We start from the raw sequence: 18469 nt of genomic DNA on the forward strand, positions 1-18469 counted from the left end.
TCGCCGCTGCCAACCGTTTTGCGACAACGGGCGCAGGGGGACCCGGTTTCGGTGAGAATCCGCAGCTGGAACGCGGCAATGGTGCCGCAGCGGCTCCAGGAGGGCCGCGCAGCAGGAGAAATACAGCGATGGCAAAAGTCTTTATCGATGGCGAAGCAGGCACGACAGGGCTGCAGATCCGTGAGCGTCTGGTCGATCTGTCCGGCGTGGAGCTGGTCAGCATTGCCCCTGAGCTGCGAAAGGATCCTGCCGCCAAGCGTGCGCTGATCGCCGGCGTGGACTTGGTCATCCTGTGCCTGCATGACGATGCCGCGCGCGAGACCGTGGCCATGGTCGATTCCATCGAGGCCGAGACCGGCCGCACCATCAAGATCATCGATGCATCCACGGCCCACCGCGTGGCGCCCGACTGGGTGTATGGCTTCCCAGAGCTGCGTGCCGGCCAGCTTGAGGCGGTCAAGACTGCCAAGCGCGTGTCCAACCCCGGCTGCTATGCGACGGGAGCCATCGCGCTGCTGCACCCGCTGGTTGCCGCGGGCCTCATCCCTGCCGACCACGGCCTGAGCCTGCCCTCGGTGTCCGGCTATTCGGGGGGCGGCCGCAGCATGATCGAAGCCTATGAGGCCGGCACGGCCGCGCCTTACGAGGCTTACGCGCTGGGCCTGACGCACAAGCACATTCCCGAGATCCTGCAATACACCGGCCTGACGCGCCGCCCGGTGTTCATTCCCGCCGTGGGCAATTTCCGCCAGGGCATGCTGGTGCAGCTGCCGCTGCATCTGGATCTGCTGCCGGGCGCGCCCAAGGCGGCCGACCTGCACGATGCGCTGGCCTCCCACTACGCGGCCACCAACACGCCGGAGCAATGGGTGTCGGTGTTGCCGCCGACCGAGGACATGAAGCTGGCCGCCGACACGCTGACGGACACCAACAAGCTGGAGCTGCGCGTGTTCGCCAATGAGCAGTACCGCCAGGCCGTGCTGATCGCCCGCCTGGACAACCTGGGCAAGGGCGCCAGCGGCGCCGCCGTGCAGAACCTGCAGATCATGCTGGGCCTGTGAGCCCGGCCACGCCACCGTCCGCGTCCCTGCCGGGCCTGCGCAGTCCGGTCTGGGGCCATGTTCTGGCCCTGGCCGTGCTGTGCCTGCTGGTCATTGTGTTTGCCTGGAAGCTGCGGCCGGCATTGCCGTCTTCATCGCGCCTGCTGCTCAGTCCGCTGCTGGGCAATATGGAGGCCTGTCTGGTGCAGGACGGGCTGCGCGAGGATTTTCCCAAGGAATTTCAGCAGATACCCGCCAGTTGCCTGGGTCCGCAGGGCTCGGCCGCAGAAATGGTGAAAGCCACGCTGCAGCGCCTGGGCCGGCCCCAGGGCGAACTGGACCTGGGCTATACGCTCAGCGTGCCGCTGCTGCGCTATGTGCAGTGGAATGGCCAGGCCTGGGAAGTCCGGGGCGAGGCGCTGGACCGCGTGGTGCGCACGGTGGCGCAGGCGCACCGGCCAGTGGTGCTGTATCTGTTCGCCACGCATTTCGAGGTGCACTCCAAGGCCGAGGAGCGCCTGGCCGCCGATCCCGCCAATCTTGCGTGGACCCCCAAGGGGCCGCTGCCGCTGGACAGCTATCTGGGCGCGCGCATCTTCCCGTGGTCGGTCGCGCGGCAGGACAACGAAGTTACGCGCGTGCGCAAACTGGTCGTCGATGCCCTGGCCGAGCGCATGTGCGCCGCAGGCGATGCCGCCATGCACCAGCTGCGCGCCCTCACCGTGCTGGGCGAGACGCACCAGCTGTTCCCGGGGTTCGAGGCCGGCATGGGATTCGCGGCCGAAGGCTATGCGGTCACCGACTACAGCCCGGCCTCCGTGGCGGGTTTCCATGCATTCCTGCGCCAGCGCTATGGCGACATCGCGCGGCTCAATGCCCACCTGAAGTCTGGCTTTGCCAGCTTCGACGCGGTCGAGCCGCCATCGCGCAACATCCGCAGCGAGCCGCTGCAGAACTTCTTCCAGCACATCGACAGCTATGCAGCGGGCACCGTGCCCGTGTCCGGCTGGGTCCACTCGCCCGATGCGAAGCTGCAAAAGCAGCTGGCCGTGGCCGTCTTCGTGGACGGGCATCCTTACTCGCACGCCCCCGTGCACATGCACCGCCAGGACGTGGCACAGGCCAAGCCCGGGTTCCTCACGCCCGATGTGGGCTGGCGTGCCGACATCCGCTATCCGGCGCTGGGTGAGGGCCTGCACCGCATCGACGTGGTGCTGCAGGCCGGTGGACGCAGCCTGGGCCTGCTGGCCACGCGCCAGATCGCCGTGATGGACCGCAACCAGGGCGAGCCCAGGCCCCATGCCGCCGAGGCCTTGCCTGACTTCGGCAAGCTGCCGGACGGCGTGGAATTCTGGGTGGACAGCCCGCAGGACCGGCTGGCGCTGTTCTACAACCCGCTGGTCACGGACTGGAACGATTTCCGCGAGCAGCAGGTGGCCGACTACATCCAGGGCTTTTCCGAGCACATCGGCCACGGCTGCCTGGGCCGGGTTCCTCGCTTTGCCCACCAGCTCAACCCCCATGCGAATCCGAGCTGGGATGCCAACCGCTACGCTGTGGAGCGCAGCCTGCAGCGCATGCCGGGGCTGTCCCTGGGTGTCAGCCTGTACGGCGAAGATACCTACGGCCCGCTGGTCGGCCAGATGCTGCGCCGCTATGGCCACACAGCCTATGGCGTGACGGAGTTCCATCCGCTGGTGGCCCTGTCGCCGCAGCGGCTGGAGAAAGTGCTGACCATGCACCGCCGCCAGGGTGCGCGCTTCCTGTCCTTCTTCATGGAAGCCCGGCCCGAGGATGCGACGGGCACGCAGTCCAGCAACGAGTTCTCGTTCGATGCGGACAACACCGCGCATGGCTCGGATGCGCTGTACCACTCGCTGCGCCAGCTGCTGCAGCCGCACTGAGCTGCCGCGCGCAGCCATCGACGTGTCTTCCCTGCAGAACAACTCCCCCGTGGCCGCCGGCCGGGCCACCGCCATCGGACTGCTGGCCGTGGTGTGCTGGAGCTGCACCGTGGGCCTGATGCGCTCGGTGGCCGAGCCGCTGGGCGCCGTGGGCGGCGCCGCCATGCTCTACACGGTCAGCGCACTGTGCGTGGCCGCCGTGCGCGGCTTGCCCAGGCCCTCGCAGTGGCGGGCCATGCATCCGGCCTACTTCTGGGGCTGCGGCCTGCTGTTTGCGGTCTACGAGATCTGCCTGTCGCTGGCGATTGGCCTGGCGCAGGACCGCGCCCAGGCACTGGAGCTGGGGCTGATCAATTACCTGTGGCCCAGCCTGACCATCGTTTTGGCCGTGCTGCTGCGCCAGCAGCATGCGCGCTGGTGGCTGTGGCCCGGCGTGCTGCTGTGCCTGTGGGGGCTGACGCGCGTGCTGGGCGGCGACTCGCTGCAACTGCGGGGCATGGCGGACCACATGCTGTCCAACCCGCTGGCGTATGGACTCGCTTTTGGCGCGGCCCTGCTGTGGCCCTGCTATTCGCTGGCTGCGCGGCGCTGGGGCGGTGGCCACAATGCCGTGGGCCTTTTCCTGATATGGACCGCGCTGGCGCTGTGGATCAAATGGCTGTGGCTGGGCGGTGAAGGCGGCATGCAATGGTCAGGCACCGTGGTGCTGCAATTGCTGGCCGTGGGCGGGCTCACCGCCCTGGGCTACAGCTGCTGGGAGCACGGCATACAGCACGGGCATCTGGCCGTGATGGCTGCAGCGTCGTACTTCACGCCCGTATTCTCTGCCTTGCTGGCCAGTGCCTGGCTGCAGGTGCAGCCGGGCTGGGGCTTCTGGCAGGGCGTGGTGCTGGTGACCGTGGGGTCGCTGGTGTGCTGGGGTGCGACCCGGCGCGCAGACTAGCCTTCGTCCTCTGCTCCTGCATCCCAGTCTTCGCTGCGGCCCCGCAGCACCTTGCTCGCAATTTCTCCACCAAAACCGCGCGCGGCCAGAAAGCGCATCTGCTTGAGTCGTTCCTGCGGTGTGGTCGGTAGTGCGCCGAAGCGCTGGCGCCATACGGCAAGGGCGCGCTGCAGTTCGGTGGCGCGCAGTTGCTCTGCGGCGGCGCGCACCAGGCCGTCGTCCAGTCCCTTGTTGCGCAACTCCTGCACCACGCGTGCCGTGCCAAAGCGCGCGGCCTTGCGGTGCAGCACGGACTCGGCCACGCGCTGGGCACTGATGAAGCCGCGCTGCTCCAGCGCGTCGAGCATGGCGCCCAGGTCTTCGCCTTCCTCCACATGGGGGGCGAGCTTGCGTTCCAGCTCCAGCCGTGAATGTTCGCGCTGGCCCAGCAGCTTGAGCGCCCGGCCCTTGAGCGACAGCTTGGCGAATCCCATGCGGCAATGTCTCCTGAATCGTCCCGAGTAAAAAAGGCCCCCACGCTCCCCTTGCTGCGCAAGGTCCGCTGCCCCCCAAGGGGGCCGCTTTTTTGCCTTGGGGCGTCCCGGCGATAAAAAAGGCGCAGACGTGAGCCTGCGCCAAGATGGCAAACACAGTGTGTGCAGGCGCGGCGGCGCCTGCAGTGAGGGGTCAGGCCGCTCAGGCTTCGATCACGCCGTCCTTGTCGGCCTTGGCCTTGCCCGCCTTGGCGGCCTTGGCTTCGGGGGCATCGCCACCGGCCGTGGGCAGCAGGGCGATGCCCAGGCTGTCGCGCACCTTGTTCTCGATTTCCACGGCCAGGCCGCTGTTCTCGCGCAGGAATTCGCGGGCGTTGTCGCGGCCCTGGCCGATCTTCTCGCCGTTGTAGGCATACCAGGCGCCCGACTTGTCGAGGATCTTGGCGTTGACGCCCATGTCCAGGATTTCACCTTCGCGCGAGATGCCTTCGCCGAAGAGGATGTCGAACTCGGCGGTCTTGAACGGAGGCGAGACCTTGTTCTTGACGACCTTGACCTTGGTCTCGTTGCCGATGGCCTCGTCGCCCTTCTTGATGGTGCCGGTGCGGCGGATGTCCAGGCGGACCGAGGCGTAGAACTTCAACGCATTGCCGCCCGTGGTGGTTTCGGGGCTGCCGAACATCACGCCGATCTTCATGCGGATCTGGTTGATGAAGATGACCATGCAGTTGGTCTTCTTGATGGTGGCTGTCAGCTTGCGCAGCGCCTGGCTCATCAGGCGGGCCTGCAGGCCGGGCAGCTGGTCGCCCATCTCGCCTTCGATTTCGGCCCGGGGTGTGAGGGCGGCCACCGAGTCCACGACGATCATGTCCACGGCGCCCGAGCGCACCAGGCTGTCCACGATTTCCAGGGCCTGCTCGCCGGTATCGGGCTGGCTGATCAGCACTTCGTTGAGGTTCACGCCCAGCTTCTGGGCGTAGCTGGTGTCCAGTGCGTGCTCGGCGTCGATGAAGGCGCAGGTGCCGCCCTGCTTTTGCATTTCGGCGATGACCTGCAGCGTCAGCGTGGTCTTGCCCGAGGATTCAGGGCCGTAGATCTCGATCACGCGGCCACGGGGCAGGCCGCCCACGCCCAGGGCGATGTCCAGGCCCAGCGAGCCGGTGGAGACGACCTGGATGTCCTGGATGGCTTCGCCTTCACCCAGGCGCATGATCGTGCCCTTGCCGAACTGCTTTTCGATCTGGGCGAGTGCGGCCTGCAGGGCCTTGGCTTTTTCACTGTTGGCGGTGGTGACGGCGGTGTTCATGCGGACTCCTGGGTTGGCTGGGGTTTCAGCTCTGTATTTGCATTCAGGCTGGATGCTTGAACAGTAGTTTATGGGCTTGTTGGTTTGTTTTGTTGGTGTTTTTAGTCAGTTTTCCTGACTTGTTGGATTTGCCTCCACAATGCATCCATGAGTGAGTTTTCCCCCGTCACGCCGCCCGCCGACGCCTGGCGCCAGACCCACCTGGGCCGCCTGCTCGGCCATGCCATGCGGCGGTTCGACGCGCGTGTGCTGCAGCTCATGGCGCGCGATGTGGAGGTGCCGCTGGCGCTGTCCAATCTTGCGGCGCGCGACAAGGTGGGAGCGGCCCACATCCACATCACGCGGCATCTGTCGCTGGCTGGCGACAGGCTCACCGACCTGGCCGAGCGCGCTGGCATGACCAAGCAGTCCATGGGCGACCTGGTGGCCCAGTGCGAGGCCTGGGGCCTGGTCACGCGCGAAAGCGACGAGCGCGATGCGCGCGCACGCCGCATCCGCTTCACGCCTGCGGGCCTGGCATGGCTGCAGGCCTTCCATGACGCCGTGTCCCAGGCCGAGGCCGAGTTCCGCGAGGAAGTCGGCGACGACATCGCCACCGTGGTGGCGCTGGGGCTGGAGGCCTATGCGGGCGGCGGCTCACTCGGGTAAGGTCCCTGCCCGTGGGGCGGGGCCCATCCTAGAATCCTAGGAATCAAAGACGCGCATTTCCAACATCCAGAGCGCGTCTGTATTTCAGGAGACAACCCCATGCGCATTCTGATTGCCGAAGACGACCAGGTCCTGGCCGATGGTCTGCTGCGCAGCCTGCGCGGCTCGGGCGCCGTGGTCAGCCATGTGGCCAACGGCAGCGAGGCCGATACCGCGCTGATGACCAGCAGCGAATTCGACCTGCTCATCCTGGACCTGGGTCTGCCCAAGATGCACGGGCTCGAAGTGCTCAAGAAGCTGCGCGGCCGGGGCGATGCGCTGCCGGTGCTGATCCTCACGGCGGCCGACAGCGTGGAAGAGCGCGTGCAGGGGCTGGACTACGGCGCCGACGACTACATGGCCAAGCCGTTTGCGCTGTCCGAGCTGGAGGCGCGTGTGCGCGCGCTCACGCGGCGCGGCATGGGTGGCGCCAGCAGCACCATCAAGCATGGTCCCCTGGTCTACGACCAGGCCGGCCGCGTGGCCACCATCGACGGCAAGATGGTCGAGCTGTCGGCGCGCGAGCTGGGCCTGCTGGAAGTGCTGCTGCAGCGTGCGGGCCGGCTGGTCAGCAAGGACCAGTTGGTCGAGCGCCTGTGCGAATGGGGCGACGAGGTCAGCAACAATGCCATCGAGGTCTATATCCACCGCCTGCGCAAGAAGATAGAGCGCGGCCCCATCCGCATCGCCACCGTGCGCGGCCTGGGCTACTGCCTTGAGAAGATCGCTTCCTGAGGCCGCTGCCCTGGCTGTCAGGCCCGGGTTGGCTTGCCTGCGCATAGTGGCGGATGCCACGGGGCCGTGAACCCGTCGTGAGGGCTGCCCGCCGATGAAAATCTTCCAGCGTGAACAGCGCTCACTGTTCGGCGAGATCCTTGACTGGATGCTCACGCCGCTGCTGCTGCTGTGGCCCGTGAGCCTGGCGCTGACCTGGCTGGTGGCCCAGGGCCTGGCCAACAAGCCGTTCGATCGCGCGCTGGAGTACAACGCCCAGGCGCTGGCGCAGCTGGTGATGGTGCAGCAGGGCAAGGTGCTGTTCAACCTGCCGCAATCGGCCAGCGAGATCCTGCGCGCCGACGAGTCGGACACCGTGTATTTCCAGGTGCTGGGCGTCAAGGGCGAGTACCTGGCCGGCGAGCGCGATCTGCCGCTGCCGCCTGAGTCCGACGATCCGCCATCCGGCGATCTATCGCCCGGCGGTGCACCGACCGGCGGGGCCGTGCAACTGCGCGATGCGGAGTTTCGCGGCATTGACCTGCGCGTGGCCCATGTCTGGGTGCGCATGCCCCTGCCCGACGAGCCCCAGGCCCTGGTCCAGGTGGCCGAGACGCGCGAAAAGCGCAGCGTGCTGGCCACGGAAATCATCAAGGGCGTGATGCTGCCCCAGTTCGTCATCCTGCCCCTGGCCGCCTTGCTGGTGTGGCTGGCGCTGGCGCGCGGCATCAAGCCGCTGCACCGGCTGGAGGAGCGCATCCGCGCGCGCCGGCCCGAGGACCTCTCGCCCATCAACCACAAGGACGTGCCGCTGGAAGTCGTGCCGCTGGTGGACTCGGTCAACGACCTGCTGGGTCGGCTCGGTGATTCGCTGGCCACGCAAAAGCGCTTTCTGGCCGACGCGGCCCACCAACTCAAGACACCGCTGGCCGGGCTGCGCATGCAGGCCGAACTGGCCCAGCGCGAGGGCGTGAGCACGGAGGAGTTGCGGCAGTCCCTGGCACAGATCGCGCGCTCCAGCATCCGTGCCACGCACACGGTGAACCAGTTGCTGGCGCTGGCGCGCGCCGAGAGCGCCGGCGTGGGCCGCGGCCTGGCCATGCAGCCCTGCAACCTGGTGCGCATCGTCACCGACGTGGTGCGCGACTGCCTGCCGCGCGCCATGGACAAGCATGTGGACCTGGGATACGACGGCGCCGAGTCATCGGCCACCGGCGTCTGGCTGCAGGGCAACGCCACGCTGCTGACGGAGCTGGTGCGCAACCTCGTGGACAACGCCATCAACTACACGCCTTCCAGCAGCAGCCGGCCCGGCATGGTCACGGTGCGCGTGCTGGCCGATCCCTTCGGCCAGGTCCTGTTGCTGCAGGTGGAGGATTCGGGACCCGGCGTGCCCGAGGCCGAGCGCGAGCTGGTGTTCCAGCCGTTCTACCGCGTGCTGGGCTCGGAGGCCGATGGCTCGGGCCTGGGCCTGCCCATCGTGCTGGAGATCGCGCGCCAGCATGGCGCCCAGGTGGTGCTGGAAGATGCGCATCCTGGCCAGCAGCCGCCGGGTGCGCGTTTCAGCGTGCGCTTCAAGGCGCTGCGCTCGCCGCCGTCGCCCAAGCCTGCGGCATAGGTGGCGGGGCATCCCCGGCTGCCGCAGATTCCCCGGGAGCCACAGGCGCCACCGCGATCCGTCCCGGCGTCTGCGCGGCATGGTCCACCAGCCAGTTGCGGAAGATGCCCAGGGTGCCGTGGTTGGCACGGTCGGCCGGGTAGCACAGCCAGTAGCCCAGGGCGCTCTGGTAGCCGTGCTGGGGCAGGGGCTCGTTCACCAGGCCGGCCGCGATCTCGTCGTGCACCAGGCAGCGTGGCACCAGGGCGATGCCCATGCCGGCCATCACGGCGCGGATGATGGTCTGGAACTGGTCGAACTGCGGGCCCGCAAGGGGGCTGATGCCGTTGACGCCATGGGCCTCGCTCCAGCGCGCCCAGGCATCGGGAATGGTCACATGGCGCAGCCGGGTGCAGCGCGCCACGTCCTGGGGGGTGGTGATGCGTGCCTCGGGGCCCGCGCCGCGCGGCGGTGCGATCAACGCCACCTGGCGGCCCACCAGATAGTGGGCATGCGCGCCATTCCAGTGCCCGTCGCCAAACAAAATTGCGCAGTCCAGCCCCGGACTGTCAAATTGGTAGCTGTGTACGTAGGGTACAAAGTGCAGCGTGATCTGTGGATAGCGCTGCTGAAACTGGGGCAGCCTGGGGATCAGCCACTTGGCCGCGAAAGTCGGCAGCGATGACAGGTGCAGCGCGCCTCGGCTGTCATCGCTGGTGATGAGTTCGAGGGTGGCTGCCTCCAGCTGGCCCAGCAGGGCGCGCACTGCGCGCTCATAGCGCTCGCCCGCGGGTGTCAGCCTCAAGCGCTTGCGCTCGCGTTCGAACAGCGGCACGCCCACCCATTTCTCCAGCTCCTGGATCTGCTTGCTGACTGCGCTTTGCGTCAGGTGCAAGGCTTCGGCCGCGCGCGAGACGCCCCCGAAGCGCACCACGGTGGAGAAAGCGCGCAGCAGATGCGTGGGCGGGTTGAGGCGGCGCAAACTCATGACAGGGATATGATGAAAGTATTCCTGTTTGGAATATTAACAGGCACAGTATTTGCTTTTTTTGTGAGCAGATTTCTTTTAATCTGAACTTGTTTGTAAGAAAGATCCTATGCAACGACGTCATTTCCTTGCTTCCATCGCCGCTTCTTCTGTCGTTCCTGGAATGTCCTTCGCCCAGGACACCTCCCGTCCCCTGCGCATCGTCGTTCCGTTCCCTGCTGGTGGCTCCACCGACATGGTCCCGCGCAACATGCAGGACGTGCTGCCCAAGCTGCTGGGCGGCCAGGCCGTGGTGATCGAGAACAAGGCCGGCGCTGGCGGCTCCATCGGCATGGCCGAAGTGGCGCGTGCCACCGACGGCGTGACCTTCGGCATCGCCACGCTGTCCACGCACGGCGTGAACCCCGCCGTGTTCAAGAAGCTGCCCTACGACGCCATCAACGACTTCGTCGGCGTGACCGAGATCGTCAAGGCCCCCGGCGTGATCGTGATCAACCCCAAGCTGGTGCCCGCCAACAACTTCGCCGAGTTCGTGAAGTACCTGAAGGCCAACCCCGGCAAGGTCAGCTTCGCAACACCCGGCAACGGCACCATCGGCCACATGTGGGGCGCCCAGTTCATGAAGAGCACGGGCACCGAGATGCAGCACATTCCCTACCGCGGTGCAGGCCCGGCCATCAACGACGTGCTCGGTGGTCAGGTGCCCGTGTACTTCGACCAGGTGGCTTCCTCGCTGCCCCACATCAAGGGCGGCAAGGTCAAGGCCCTGGCCGTGTCCTGGCATGAGCGCCTGGACGTGCTGCCCGACGTGCAGACCTACGCCGAAGCCGGCCATGCCGACCTGAACGATCCTTCGTGGTTCGGCCTGGTGGCCCCCAAGAGCACCCCGCCCGAGCAGATCGCCCGCGTGCAAAAGGCCATCGCGGCCGCGCTCAAGGACCCGGCCGTGCAAAAGCGCATGGCGGCCCAGGGCCTGTACATCTCCGGTACCAGCAGCGACGCTTTCACCAAGCAGATCGCCAGCGAAGTCGCCAAGATGAAGAAGATTGCCGCCACGGCCCAGATCCAGCTGGATTAAGGCTCCCACGGAGGCGCTTCGCGCCTTCCCCCTCTCTCGCTTCGCGGGAGGGGGACCACGCCCTCGCTGCGGGACGGCCCTTGCTGGGCGTGCCTGATATGAGGCTGCGCCCTGTTCATGGAGTGCGCCCGGCGAGTGGCGTCTGCACAACCGAGTAGACACATCTCATGCATCCCGTCCTGCGACTGATCAGTCAGAACTTCCTGCAATCCCTGCCCGGCGCGGCAGGTTCCGGCGCGGCCGATGCCGCGCCGCCCATGGTCACCAGCGTTGCCGGCGCCAGTGCCGTGGTGCTGGACTCGCCGCACAGCGGCACGGTCTACCCGGCGGACTTCGGCTCCTGCCTGCCGCTGGCCACGCTGCGCCAGGCCGAGGACACGCATGTGGAGAAGATCTACGCCTTTGCGCCGGGCCTGGGCGTGAGCTGGGTGGAGGCGCATTTCCCGCGCATCTACCTGGACGCCAACCGCGACACCACCGAGATCGACACCACCATGATCGAGGGCCAGTGGCCGCTGCCCGTCACCACCGACCAGGTCGTGCTGCAGAAGGTGCGCCTGGGCAAGGGCCTGATCTGGAAGTTCACCGATGAGGGCGTGCCCATCTATGACCGCCAGCTGCCCGCCGCTGAACTGCTGCAGCGCATCGAGCGCTGCTGGAAGCCCTACCACGCCGCCGTGGAGCGCGCCATCGACGGCGCCCATGCGCGCCATGGCTACAGCATCCATATCAACTGCCACTCCATGCCTTCCGTCGCAGCCAGCCACGCCACGCTGCACCCGGGCCTGGTCCATGCCGACTTCGTGATCGGCGACCGCGACGGCAGCACGGCCAGCCCGGCGCTGTCCGAGCGCATCTGCGCCTTCCTGCGCGAGCGCGGCTACAGCGTGGACTACAACCATCCCTACAAGGGCGTGGAGCTGGTGCGCCGCTACGGCAAGCCCGCCGAGCACCGCCACAGCATCCAGATCGAGATCAACCGCAAGCTCTACATGAACGAGCAGACCCTGGATCTCGACCAGGCCGGCTACCTGCGCCTGACCACCGACCTGAAGGTGCTGGTGGAGCAACTGATGGCCACCGATCCGCGTACGCTCTGAAGCCCCTGAGAGTGAAATGCAAAAGGCCCGCGATCACAGGATCGCGGGCCTTTTTTCATCGTGCCCTGGCGGGGCTCAGCAGGGCCTGAACGGCTTGCCCTCGAAGGCCTTGCCGCCCATGGACTCGACCTGGCTGCGCAGCGCGGGCGTGGCCTGGGGCAGGCGCAGCGTGTAGAGGGTGATGTCGGGGCGCTCCTGCACCACGCGGGCCGTGCGCACGCCCTGGCGCGCAACGTTGGTCAGCTCGCGCGTGGCCGCTTCCTCGGAGGAGAAGCGGCCCAGCGACAGGCCGGGCTCCAGCGCGCCGCCTGCGCGGTCAAAGTCGATCTTGCGTGCACGCAGTTCCGCGCGCTTGCGCTCCAGGAACTCGGCATCGGGGAACTTGCCCATGTAGACCATCCAGCGGCCCGGCTGGTGCGTGCTGCTCAGGTCCCACTGGTCGCTGGCGACCTGGGCGATGAGGCCGCGGCGCAGCGCCTCGGCATGGCGGTCTTCGATGCCCGTGGCCACCAGGCAGCTGGTAGGCTGGCCCGCGGCTTTCTCGGGGCGAGCCGGTGCGGCGGGTTCCTCGCCACTGGCAGGGGCAGCAGGTGCTGCGGGTGCCGCAGGGGATGCAGGGGATGCAGGAGCCGTGGCCGGGGTGGCCGAGGAGGGGGCTGGCGCGTTGTCCACACTCAGCAGGCTCAGCGCCTCCGGGCGCACCTGCTGGCCCAGGCGCTCGGGCTCGGTCTGGGATGGCGGTGCCAGGCCCAGGGCCTGGAGCTGGCCGTGGTTCCAGAGGTAGTAGCCGGCATTGGCCAGCACCAGCAGCAGGAAGGCGATTCGCAGCATGTCGTTTCTTGGGCCCTAGTGATGAGTCACCCGCCCTAGCCTACAGCAGCCGGGCGCACGCTGATTTCCGAGCTGGTGATGGCCTGCAGGCCGCGCGCCGTGCGTACCAGCAGCGCGCCATCGGGGCCCACGCCCTCGGCCGTGCCGCTTTCGCCATCGCTGAGATTGACGGCGCGGCCACGCAGCAGGTCGCGCTGGGCAAAGCGCTCCACCAGCGGCGCAAAGCCCTGGGCGGCAAAGGTCTGGATGTCGGAGACCAGGCCCGGCAGCACGCAGGCCAGGGCGGTGGGCGCGTCCAGGCGCTCGTCCAGCTCCAGCAGGCTGGCCGGGGGCGTGCGCATGCCGTCGCCGGGGCGCGGGCGCACGTTCAGGCCGATGCCCACGACCACGTAGCGCGGCGTGCCGGGTTCATGCGCGGCGCTGCCGACAAAGCTGGCCGTCTCGATCAGGATGCCGCCGAGCTTGCGGTCGCCGTCGATCCACAGGTCGTTGGGCCATTTGAGGCCGATGCGCGGGCGCTGCGAGCCCGGGGCGGGCAATTGCGGCTGCAGGCTCTGCGCCACGCTCAGGCCCACGGCCAGGGACAGGCCGGACCAGTCGGCAGGCGCCAGCGGCATGCCCAGCGAGAAGGTCAGCGAATCGCCCACGCCGCTGGTCCACTGGCGGCCCAGCCGGCCTCGGCCGGCGGTCTGCACTTCGGTCACCAGCAGCACGGGTTCGTTGCGGCCATCGCGGGCACGCGCCATCAGCTCGGTGTTGGTCGAGCCGATGCTGGGCACGATCTCCACGGAAAAGCCCGGCAGTCGCGGCTCGATGGCCTGCCACAGCGATTCCGCAGGCCAGTGAATGGGGGACGATGCCATCATGCGCCGGCCTTTGTGGAGGATTTGCGGGATTTTTTCCTTGGCTTTTGGGAGGCCTTTTCCAAGGGCTTTTCCAAAGGCTTTTCCGCTTTGACCTGCTGCTTTTTGGCCCGCTTTGTCTTTTCAGATTGTTCCGATGCCGGCTTTGCGCTGGCCGGCAATGCATCGCCGGGCATGGGCGGGCGCCAGCCGCGCTTGGGCGCCAGCAGCGTGCCGCGGCAGGTGGCCGCGCCGCACCAGCATGGATACTCGGCCTTCAGCTTCCTGGTGTAGGGTTCGTCGATGATCAGGCCGTAGTCGTAGCTCAACTCCTCGCCGGCGGCGATGTTGCGCAGCGCGACGATGAAAATCCGGCCATCGCGCTCATCGGTGTAGCAATTGGGAGCGCAGCTGTGGTTGATCCAGCGCGAGGAGTTGCCGCCGTAGTTGGCGTCGATCACGCGGTCTTCGTCCACGTGGAAGTAGAAGGTATGGTTGGGCTGGCTGGGGTCGTGCGGATGCCGGTCCTGGGCTTCCTGCCAGCTGACGATTTCCCCTACGTACTCGACAAGGACCTCGCCTTCGGCAAGATCCTGCGCGGCGAAGACGCCCTTGCCATGGACACCCGAGCGGCGGGTCTGGATACGGCGGCCGCCGGAAGGGGCCAAAGCTGTGCGGGGCATGTTTTCTCTGATAACTTGAATAGGCACACATGCGCGTGCGCGTACACGTACGTACACGCGTGAGCCATGGATTGTAGAAGCGCAGGCTGCGACATGCAGGTCCTGCGGGGAATGACGAGTACACACAATGACAAAGACCCTGGTGATTGCTGAGAAGCCTTCGGTCGCGCAGGACATCGTCCGCGCGTTGACTCCGGTGGCGGGCAAATTCGACAAGCACGATGAATACTTCGAGAGCGAGCACTACGTCGTGACCAGCGCCGTGGGCCACCTGGTGGAAATCCAGGCGCCCGAGGAATTCGACGTCAAGCGCGGCAAATGGAGTTTTGCCAATCTGCCGGTGATTCCGCCGTATTTCGACCTCAAGCCCGTGGACAAGACCAAGAGCCGGCTCAATGCCGTGGTCAAGCTGGCCAAGCGCAAGGATGTCACCGAACTCATCAACGCCTGCGACGCGGGCCGCGAGGGTGAGCTGATCTTCCGCCTGATCGAGCAGTACGCCGCAGGCGCCAAGCCCGACGGCAAGGGCCTGGGCAAGCCGGTCAAGCGCCTGTGGCTGCAGTCCATGACGCCGCAGGCCATCCGCGACGGCTTCCAGAACCTGCGCAGTGACGCGCAGATGCTGGGCCTGGCCAGCGCAGCGCGCAGCCGCTCCGAGGCCGACTGGCTGGTGGGCATCAACGGCACGCGCGCCATGACGGCCTTCAATTCGCGCGATGGCGGCTTCTTCCTGACCACCGTGGGCCGCGTGCAGACGCCCACGCTGTCCCTGGTGGTGGAGCGCGAGGAAAAGATCCGCAAGTTCGTGAGCCGCGACTACTGGGAAGTGCACGCCGCCTTCGACGCCCAGGCCGGCCAGTACCTGGGCAAGTGGTTCGATCCCCAATGGAAGAAGAGCGAGGATGCGGAAGCCCGCGCCGACCGCATCTGGAACCAGCGCGACGCCCAGGCCATTGCCGACGCCGTGCGCGGCAAGCCGGCCCAGGTCACCGAGGAGTCCAAGCCCACGTCCCAGGCCAGCCCGCTGCTGTTCGACCTGACCAGTTTGCAGCGCGAGGCCAACGGCAAGTTCGGCTTCTCGGCCAAGACCACGCTGTCGCTGGCGCAAAGCCTGTACGAGCGCCACAAGGCCCTGACCTACCCGCGTACCGACTCGCGTGCCCTGCCCGAGGACTACGTGCCCGTGGCGCACCAGACCTTCGCCATGCTGGCCGGCAGCGGCATGCGCCACCTGGCGCCCTTTGCCCAGCAGGCGCTGGACGAGAACTACGTGCGCCCCACCAAGCGCATCTTCGACAACAGCAAGGTGTCGGATCACTTTGCCATCATCCCGACCACGCAGGCGCCCAGCGGCCTGTCCGAGGCCGAGCAAAAGCTCTATGACCTCGTCGTGCGCCGCTTCATGGCCGTGTTCTTCCCCAGCGCCGAGCACCAGGTGACCACGCGCATCAGCAAGGTCGAGCAGCACAGTTTCAAGACCGAAGGCAAGATCCTGGTCAAGCCCGGTTGGCTGGCCATCTACGGCAAGGAGGCCGCCAACGAGGTCGAAGGCGGCAAGGACGGCGACAAGGGCCAGCCCCTGGTCGCGGTGCAGCCCGGCGAGCAGCCGCGCGCCGGCCAGGTCGATCCCAAGGGCCTCAAGACCAAGCCGCCCGCGCGCTACTCCGAAGCCACGCTGCTGGGCGCCATGGAAAGCGCCGGCAAGCAGGTCGAGGACGACGAGCTGCGCGAGGCCATGCAGGAAAAGGGCCTGGGCACGCCTGCCACGCGCGCGGCCATCATCGAAGGCCTGCTGACCGAAAAGTACATGCTGCGCGAAGGCCGCGAGCTGATTCCCACGGCCAAGGCCTTCCAGCTCATGACGCTGCTGCGCGGCCTGGGCGTGGAAGAACTCTCGCGCGCCGACCTCACCGGCGAATGGGAGTACAAGCTGGCGCAGATGGAAAAGGGCCAGCTCTCGCGCGATGCCTTCATGCAGCAGATCCAGTCCATGACGGAAAAGCTGGTCAAGAAGGCCAAGGAATACGACCGGGACACCGTGCCCGGCGACTACGCCACCCTGTCCACGCCTTGCCCCAACTGCGGCGGCGTGGTCAAGGAGAACTACCGCCGCTACGGCTGCACGGGAAGCGACGGACAGGGCGCGGGCTGCGGCTTCTCGTTCACCAAGTCGCCTGCAGGCCGCACCTTCGAGACGGCCGAGGCCGAGCAACTGCTGCGCGACCGCCGCCTGGGCCCGCTGGACGGCTTTCGCTCCAAGGCCGGCTGGCCCTTCGTGGCCGAGGTCACCATCGTGCACGATGAGGAAGGCGGCAACTACAAGCTCGAGTTCGACTTTGGCGACGACGCCGCCTCCGAAGACACGGGCGAGCTGGTGGACTTTGCCAGCCAGCAATCGCTGGGCCCCTGCCCCAAGTGCGGCGCGCCGGTCTTCGAGCACGGCAGCAACTACGTCTGCGCCAAGGCCGTGCCCACGCTGGCCCAGGCCACGCCCAGCTGCGACTTCAAGAGCGGCCAGATCATCCTGCAGCAGCCCATAGAGCGCGAGCAGATGCAAAAGCTGCTGCAGACCGGCAAGACCGACCTGCTGGACAAGTTCGTCTCCAACCGCACGCGCCGCAGCTTCAAGGCCTTCCTGGTCTGGGATGGCGCGGCCGGCAAGGTCAACTTCGAGTTCGAGCAGCGCGACAGCAAGTACCCGCCGCGCAAGACGGCGGCCGCCAAGAGCGCGCCGGCCAAGAAGGCGCCTGCCAAGAAAGCCGCAGCCAAGACCACGGCAAAGACGGCCACCAAGACCGCGCGCAAGCCGGCTGCCGGCACGCTGCAGCCCAGCGCGGCCCTGGCCGCCGTCATCGGCGAAGGCACGGTGGCGCGTACCGAGGTGGTCAAGAAGCTGTGGGAATACGTCAAGGCCCAGAACCTGCAGGACCCCAAGGACAAGCGCGTCATCCGCGCCGACGACAAGCTGCGCCCCGTCTTCGGCAAGGACAGCGTGAACATGTTCGAGCTGGCTGGCATCGTGGGCAAGCATCTGGCGTAAGGCGCCTGCCTGACCTGATCCGGCGACCCGCTTCTGCACCTTGCCGGAGCGGGTCGCCGGCCTGACACGGGGGCAACACATGCTTGGGCTAATCTAGCGGGCATGGATACCGAAATGCTCACCCCGGCAGCGGCCGCCGCCGCTGCTTCCTCCCCGGCGCCCTCGCGCTCCATCCGCCTGGACGGCGCCTCCAACTTCCGAGACCTCGGTGGCTACACGGGCCTGGATGGCCGGCGCGTGCGCTGGCGCACGCTGTTCCGTGCCGACCACCTGGCCGGCCTCAGCGCAGCGGACCTGGACGTGCTGCAGGGCCTGAAGCTCGCGCGCAGCGCGGACTTCCGGGGCAAGATGGAAAGCGCCCACCTGGCCTACGAATGGCCGGGCATTGCCCGCCATGCGCTCATCGTCGAGCCCACCGTGGTGCAGCGCGCCAGCGCCCTGATCGCCGCAGGCAACGACCTCACGGCCGCCCATGCCGAGGAGCTGATGCAGGATACCTACCGCAGCTTCGTGCACGACTACGCGCCACGCTTTGCACAGCTGTTCCAACTGCTGCTGGACAGCCAGGACCCGCTGGTCTTCCACTGCACGGCCGGCAAGGACCGCACGGGCTGGGCCGCCGCCCTGCTGCTCACCGCGCTGGGCGTGGACGAGGACACCGTGATGCAGGACTACCTGCTGACCAACCAGCTCTACCAGCGCCCCGCCACCACCTTCGCTCCCATGCCGGCCGAGGTGATGGATGTGCTGTGGCGCGTGCAGGCGTCCTACCTGGCGGCGGCCACCGACATGGTGCGGGCCGACTTCGGTGGAATGCAGGGGTATCTGCGGGATGCGCTGGGCATCGACAGCGCTGCACGCGAGCGGCTGGCTGCGCTTTACCTGGAAGGGTGATTACCTTCGCTCACGGGGCGGCGGGTTGGCGCGGCTAACATGGGCTGTGCCGGTCGGTTGCGCCGGAGATGAAGGAGATTGAGATGAAGTACGGCATGCGTGGGCTGGCCGCGATGGTGCTGGTGGCCTTGAGTGTGGGGCTGGCTGGTTGCGCGGGCGGGGTGCCTGGGGATGTTTCGGGGAGCCAGGCGTCCAGTGGCAGTGGGGTGACGGTGTTTGGGACTGTGGATGCCAATGTGAGTCATACGCGGACTTCGCGGTGACTCGGTTTGTGCTTTGATTCTTTCGCTGGATTTGTCCCTGCCGGGTGGTTGTTTTTCGAGGCCGGGTTTCGGCCCGGCGGCCGACC

The 18469-nt window shown here is 67.2% G+C and carries 16 protein-coding genes; 10 read left to right on the forward strand and 6 right to left on the reverse strand.

Going from position 1 to position 18469, the window contains the following annotated elements:
- Window positions 1–128 precede the first annotated feature (128 nt).
- From argC to yddG, 3 genes are read left to right on the forward strand one after another with little or no spacing between them, the layout of a single operon-like run.
- Window positions 129–1061, forward strand: a complete 933-nt coding sequence (argC, locus tag IAE24_RS17975; protein WP_034389794.1) for an N-acetyl-gamma-glutamyl-phosphate reductase — start codon at window positions 129–131, stop codon at window positions 1059–1061.
- On the forward strand, window positions 1058–2944 hold the full coding sequence (locus IAE24_RS17980) for a hypothetical protein (protein WP_199961309.1): 1887 nt from the start codon (window positions 1058–1060) through the stop codon (window positions 2942–2944). Before argC ends, IAE24_RS17980 begins: the two co-directional genes overlap by 4 nt.
- Window positions 2945–2966: 22 nt before the next feature.
- Complete coding sequence (gene yddG / locus IAE24_RS17985) at window positions 2967–3887, forward strand: aromatic amino acid DMT transporter YddG (protein WP_012202804.1); 921 nt, start codon at window positions 2967–2969, stop codon at window positions 3885–3887.
- Here yddG and recX read toward each other — a convergent pair.
- Both recX and recA read right to left on the reverse strand, forming a co-directional pair.
- Window positions 3884–4360 (reverse strand): recombination regulator RecX, encoded by a 477-nt coding sequence (recX, locus tag IAE24_RS17990; protein ID WP_199961310.1) that lies wholly within the window; start codon window positions 4358–4360, stop codon window positions 3884–3886. The genes yddG and recX overlap by 4 nt on opposite strands.
- Before the next feature lie 202 nt (window positions 4361–4562).
- Window positions 4563–5666, reverse strand: coding sequence for a recombinase RecA (gene recA / locus IAE24_RS17995; protein ID WP_012202806.1), 1104 nt, complete (start codon window positions 5664–5666; stop codon window positions 4563–4565).
- A 147-nt stretch (window positions 5667–5813) separates the two neighbouring features.
- On the opposite strand from recA, the gene IAE24_RS18000 reads away from it, so the two are divergent.
- The 3 genes from IAE24_RS18000 to IAE24_RS18010 all read left to right on the forward strand — a co-directional run bounded on the left by IAE24_RS18000 (window position 5814) and on the right by IAE24_RS18010 (window position 8685).
- Window positions 5814–6314 carry a MarR family winged helix-turn-helix transcriptional regulator gene (locus IAE24_RS18000; protein WP_012202807.1) on the forward strand — a complete coding sequence of 167 codons (501 nt, stop codon included), beginning with the start codon at window positions 5814–5816 and terminating at the stop codon, window positions 6312–6314.
- A gap of 99 nt (window positions 6315–6413) precedes the next feature.
- Window positions 6414–7088 (forward strand): response regulator, encoded by a 675-nt coding sequence (locus IAE24_RS18005; protein WP_012202808.1) that lies wholly within the window; start codon window positions 6414–6416, stop codon window positions 7086–7088.
- 94 nt (window positions 7089–7182) lie between these two features.
- Window positions 7183–8685 carry a sensor histidine kinase gene (locus tag IAE24_RS18010; protein WP_034389798.1) on the forward strand — a complete coding sequence of 501 codons (1503 nt, stop codon included), beginning with the start codon at window positions 7183–7185 and terminating at the stop codon, window positions 8683–8685.
- Here the strand turns inward: IAE24_RS18010 and IAE24_RS18015 are convergent.
- On the reverse strand, window positions 8642–9652 hold the full coding sequence (locus IAE24_RS18015) for a LysR substrate-binding domain-containing protein (protein ID WP_199138212.1): 1011 nt from the start codon (window positions 9650–9652) through the stop codon (window positions 8642–8644). The two genes, IAE24_RS18010 and IAE24_RS18015, sit on opposite strands and share 44 nt — an antisense overlap.
- A 109-nt stretch (window positions 9653–9761) precedes the next feature.
- Between IAE24_RS18015 and IAE24_RS18020 the strand changes: the two genes are divergently transcribed.
- Window positions 9762–10730, forward strand: a complete 969-nt coding sequence (locus IAE24_RS18020; RefSeq protein ID WP_012202811.1) for a Bug family tripartite tricarboxylate transporter substrate binding protein — start codon at window positions 9762–9764, stop codon at window positions 10728–10730.
- Between the two features lie 167 nt (window positions 10731–10897).
- Entirely contained in the window at window positions 10898–11830 is a 933-nt protein-coding gene (locus tag IAE24_RS18025) for an N-formylglutamate amidohydrolase (protein ID WP_034389801.1), read from the forward strand.
- Between the two features lie 75 nt (window positions 11831–11905).
- On the opposite strand, the gene IAE24_RS18030 is transcribed toward IAE24_RS18025, so the two are convergent.
- Genes IAE24_RS18030 through IAE24_RS18040 form a run of 3 tightly spaced genes read right to left on the reverse strand, consistent with a single transcriptional unit; the run spans window position 11906 to window position 14186 of the window.
- Window positions 11906–12661 carry a hypothetical protein gene (locus IAE24_RS18030; RefSeq protein WP_043825376.1) on the reverse strand — a complete coding sequence of 252 codons (756 nt, stop codon included), beginning with the start codon at window positions 12659–12661 and terminating at the stop codon, window positions 11906–11908.
- Between the two features lie 35 nt (window positions 12662–12696).
- A complete protein-coding gene (locus tag IAE24_RS18035; RefSeq protein ID WP_192367433.1) occupies window positions 12697–13527 on the reverse strand; it encodes a biotin--[acetyl-CoA-carboxylase] ligase in 831 nt (276 codons plus the stop codon).
- Window positions 13524–14186, reverse strand: a complete 663-nt coding sequence (locus IAE24_RS18040; RefSeq protein ID WP_199961312.1) for an SET domain-containing protein — start codon at window positions 14184–14186, stop codon at window positions 13524–13526. Before IAE24_RS18040 ends, IAE24_RS18035 begins: the two co-directional genes overlap by 4 nt.
- A 127-nt stretch (window positions 14187–14313) precedes the next feature.
- Here IAE24_RS18040 and IAE24_RS18045 point away from each other — a divergent pair, with 127 nt between their 5' ends.
- Window positions 14314–17226, forward strand: a complete 2913-nt coding sequence (locus tag IAE24_RS18045; RefSeq protein ID WP_198821862.1) for a DNA topoisomerase III — start codon at window positions 14314–14316, stop codon at window positions 17224–17226.
- Between the two features lie 114 nt (window positions 17227–17340).
- Window positions 17341–18120, forward strand: coding sequence for a tyrosine-protein phosphatase (locus tag IAE24_RS18050; protein ID WP_043825450.1), 780 nt, complete (start codon window positions 17341–17343; stop codon window positions 18118–18120).
- The last annotated feature ends 349 nt before the right edge of the window (window positions 18121–18469 follow it).

The sequence above is a fragment of the Delftia sp. S65 genome, assembly GCF_016516495.1.
GTDB lineage: Bacteria > Pseudomonadota > Gammaproteobacteria > Burkholderiales > Burkholderiaceae_C > Comamonas > Comamonas acidovorans.

Coding starts and splice junctions, on each gene's coding strand:
- IAE24_RS18030 (WP_043825376.1), bottom strand. CDS start 12,661: ATGCTGCGAATCGCCTTCCTGCTGCTGGTGCTGGCCAATGCCGGCTAC.
- IAE24_RS18035 (WP_192367433.1), bottom strand. CDS start 13,527: ATGATGGCATCGTCCCCCATTCACTGGCCTGCGGAATCGCTGTGGCAG.
- IAE24_RS18045 (WP_198821862.1), top strand. CDS start 14,314: ATGACAAAGACCCTGGTGATTGCTGAGAAGCCTTCGGTCGCGCAGGAC.
- IAE24_RS18010 (WP_034389798.1), top strand. CDS start 7,183: ATGAAAATCTTCCAGCGTGAACAGCGCTCACTGTTCGGCGAGATCCTT.
- IAE24_RS18015 (WP_199138212.1), bottom strand. CDS start 9,652: ATGAGTTTGCGCCGCCTCAACCCGCCCACGCATCTGCTGCGCGCTTTC.
- IAE24_RS18050 (WP_043825450.1), top strand. CDS start 17,341: ATGCTCACCCCGGCAGCGGCCGCCGCCGCTGCTTCCTCCCCGGCGCCC.
- recA (WP_012202806.1), bottom strand. CDS start 5,666: ATGAACACCGCCGTCACCACCGCCAACAGTGAAAAAGCCAAGGCCCTG.
- IAE24_RS18025 (WP_034389801.1), top strand. CDS start 10,898: ATGCATCCCGTCCTGCGACTGATCAGTCAGAACTTCCTGCAATCCCTG.
- argC (WP_034389794.1), top strand. CDS start 129: ATGGCAAAAGTCTTTATCGATGGCGAAGCAGGCACGACAGGGCTGCAG.
- IAE24_RS18005 (WP_012202808.1), top strand. CDS start 6,414: ATGCGCATTCTGATTGCCGAAGACGACCAGGTCCTGGCCGATGGTCTG.
- IAE24_RS18000 (WP_012202807.1), top strand. CDS start 5,814: ATGAGTGAGTTTTCCCCCGTCACGCCGCCCGCCGACGCCTGGCGCCAG.
- IAE24_RS18040 (WP_199961312.1), bottom strand. CDS start 14,186: ATGCCCCGCACAGCTTTGGCCCCTTCCGGCGGCCGCCGTATCCAGACC.
- recX (WP_199961310.1), bottom strand. CDS start 4,360: ATGGGATTCGCCAAGCTGTCGCTCAAGGGCCGGGCGCTCAAGCTGCTG.
- IAE24_RS18020 (WP_012202811.1), top strand. CDS start 9,762: ATGCAACGACGTCATTTCCTTGCTTCCATCGCCGCTTCTTCTGTCGTT.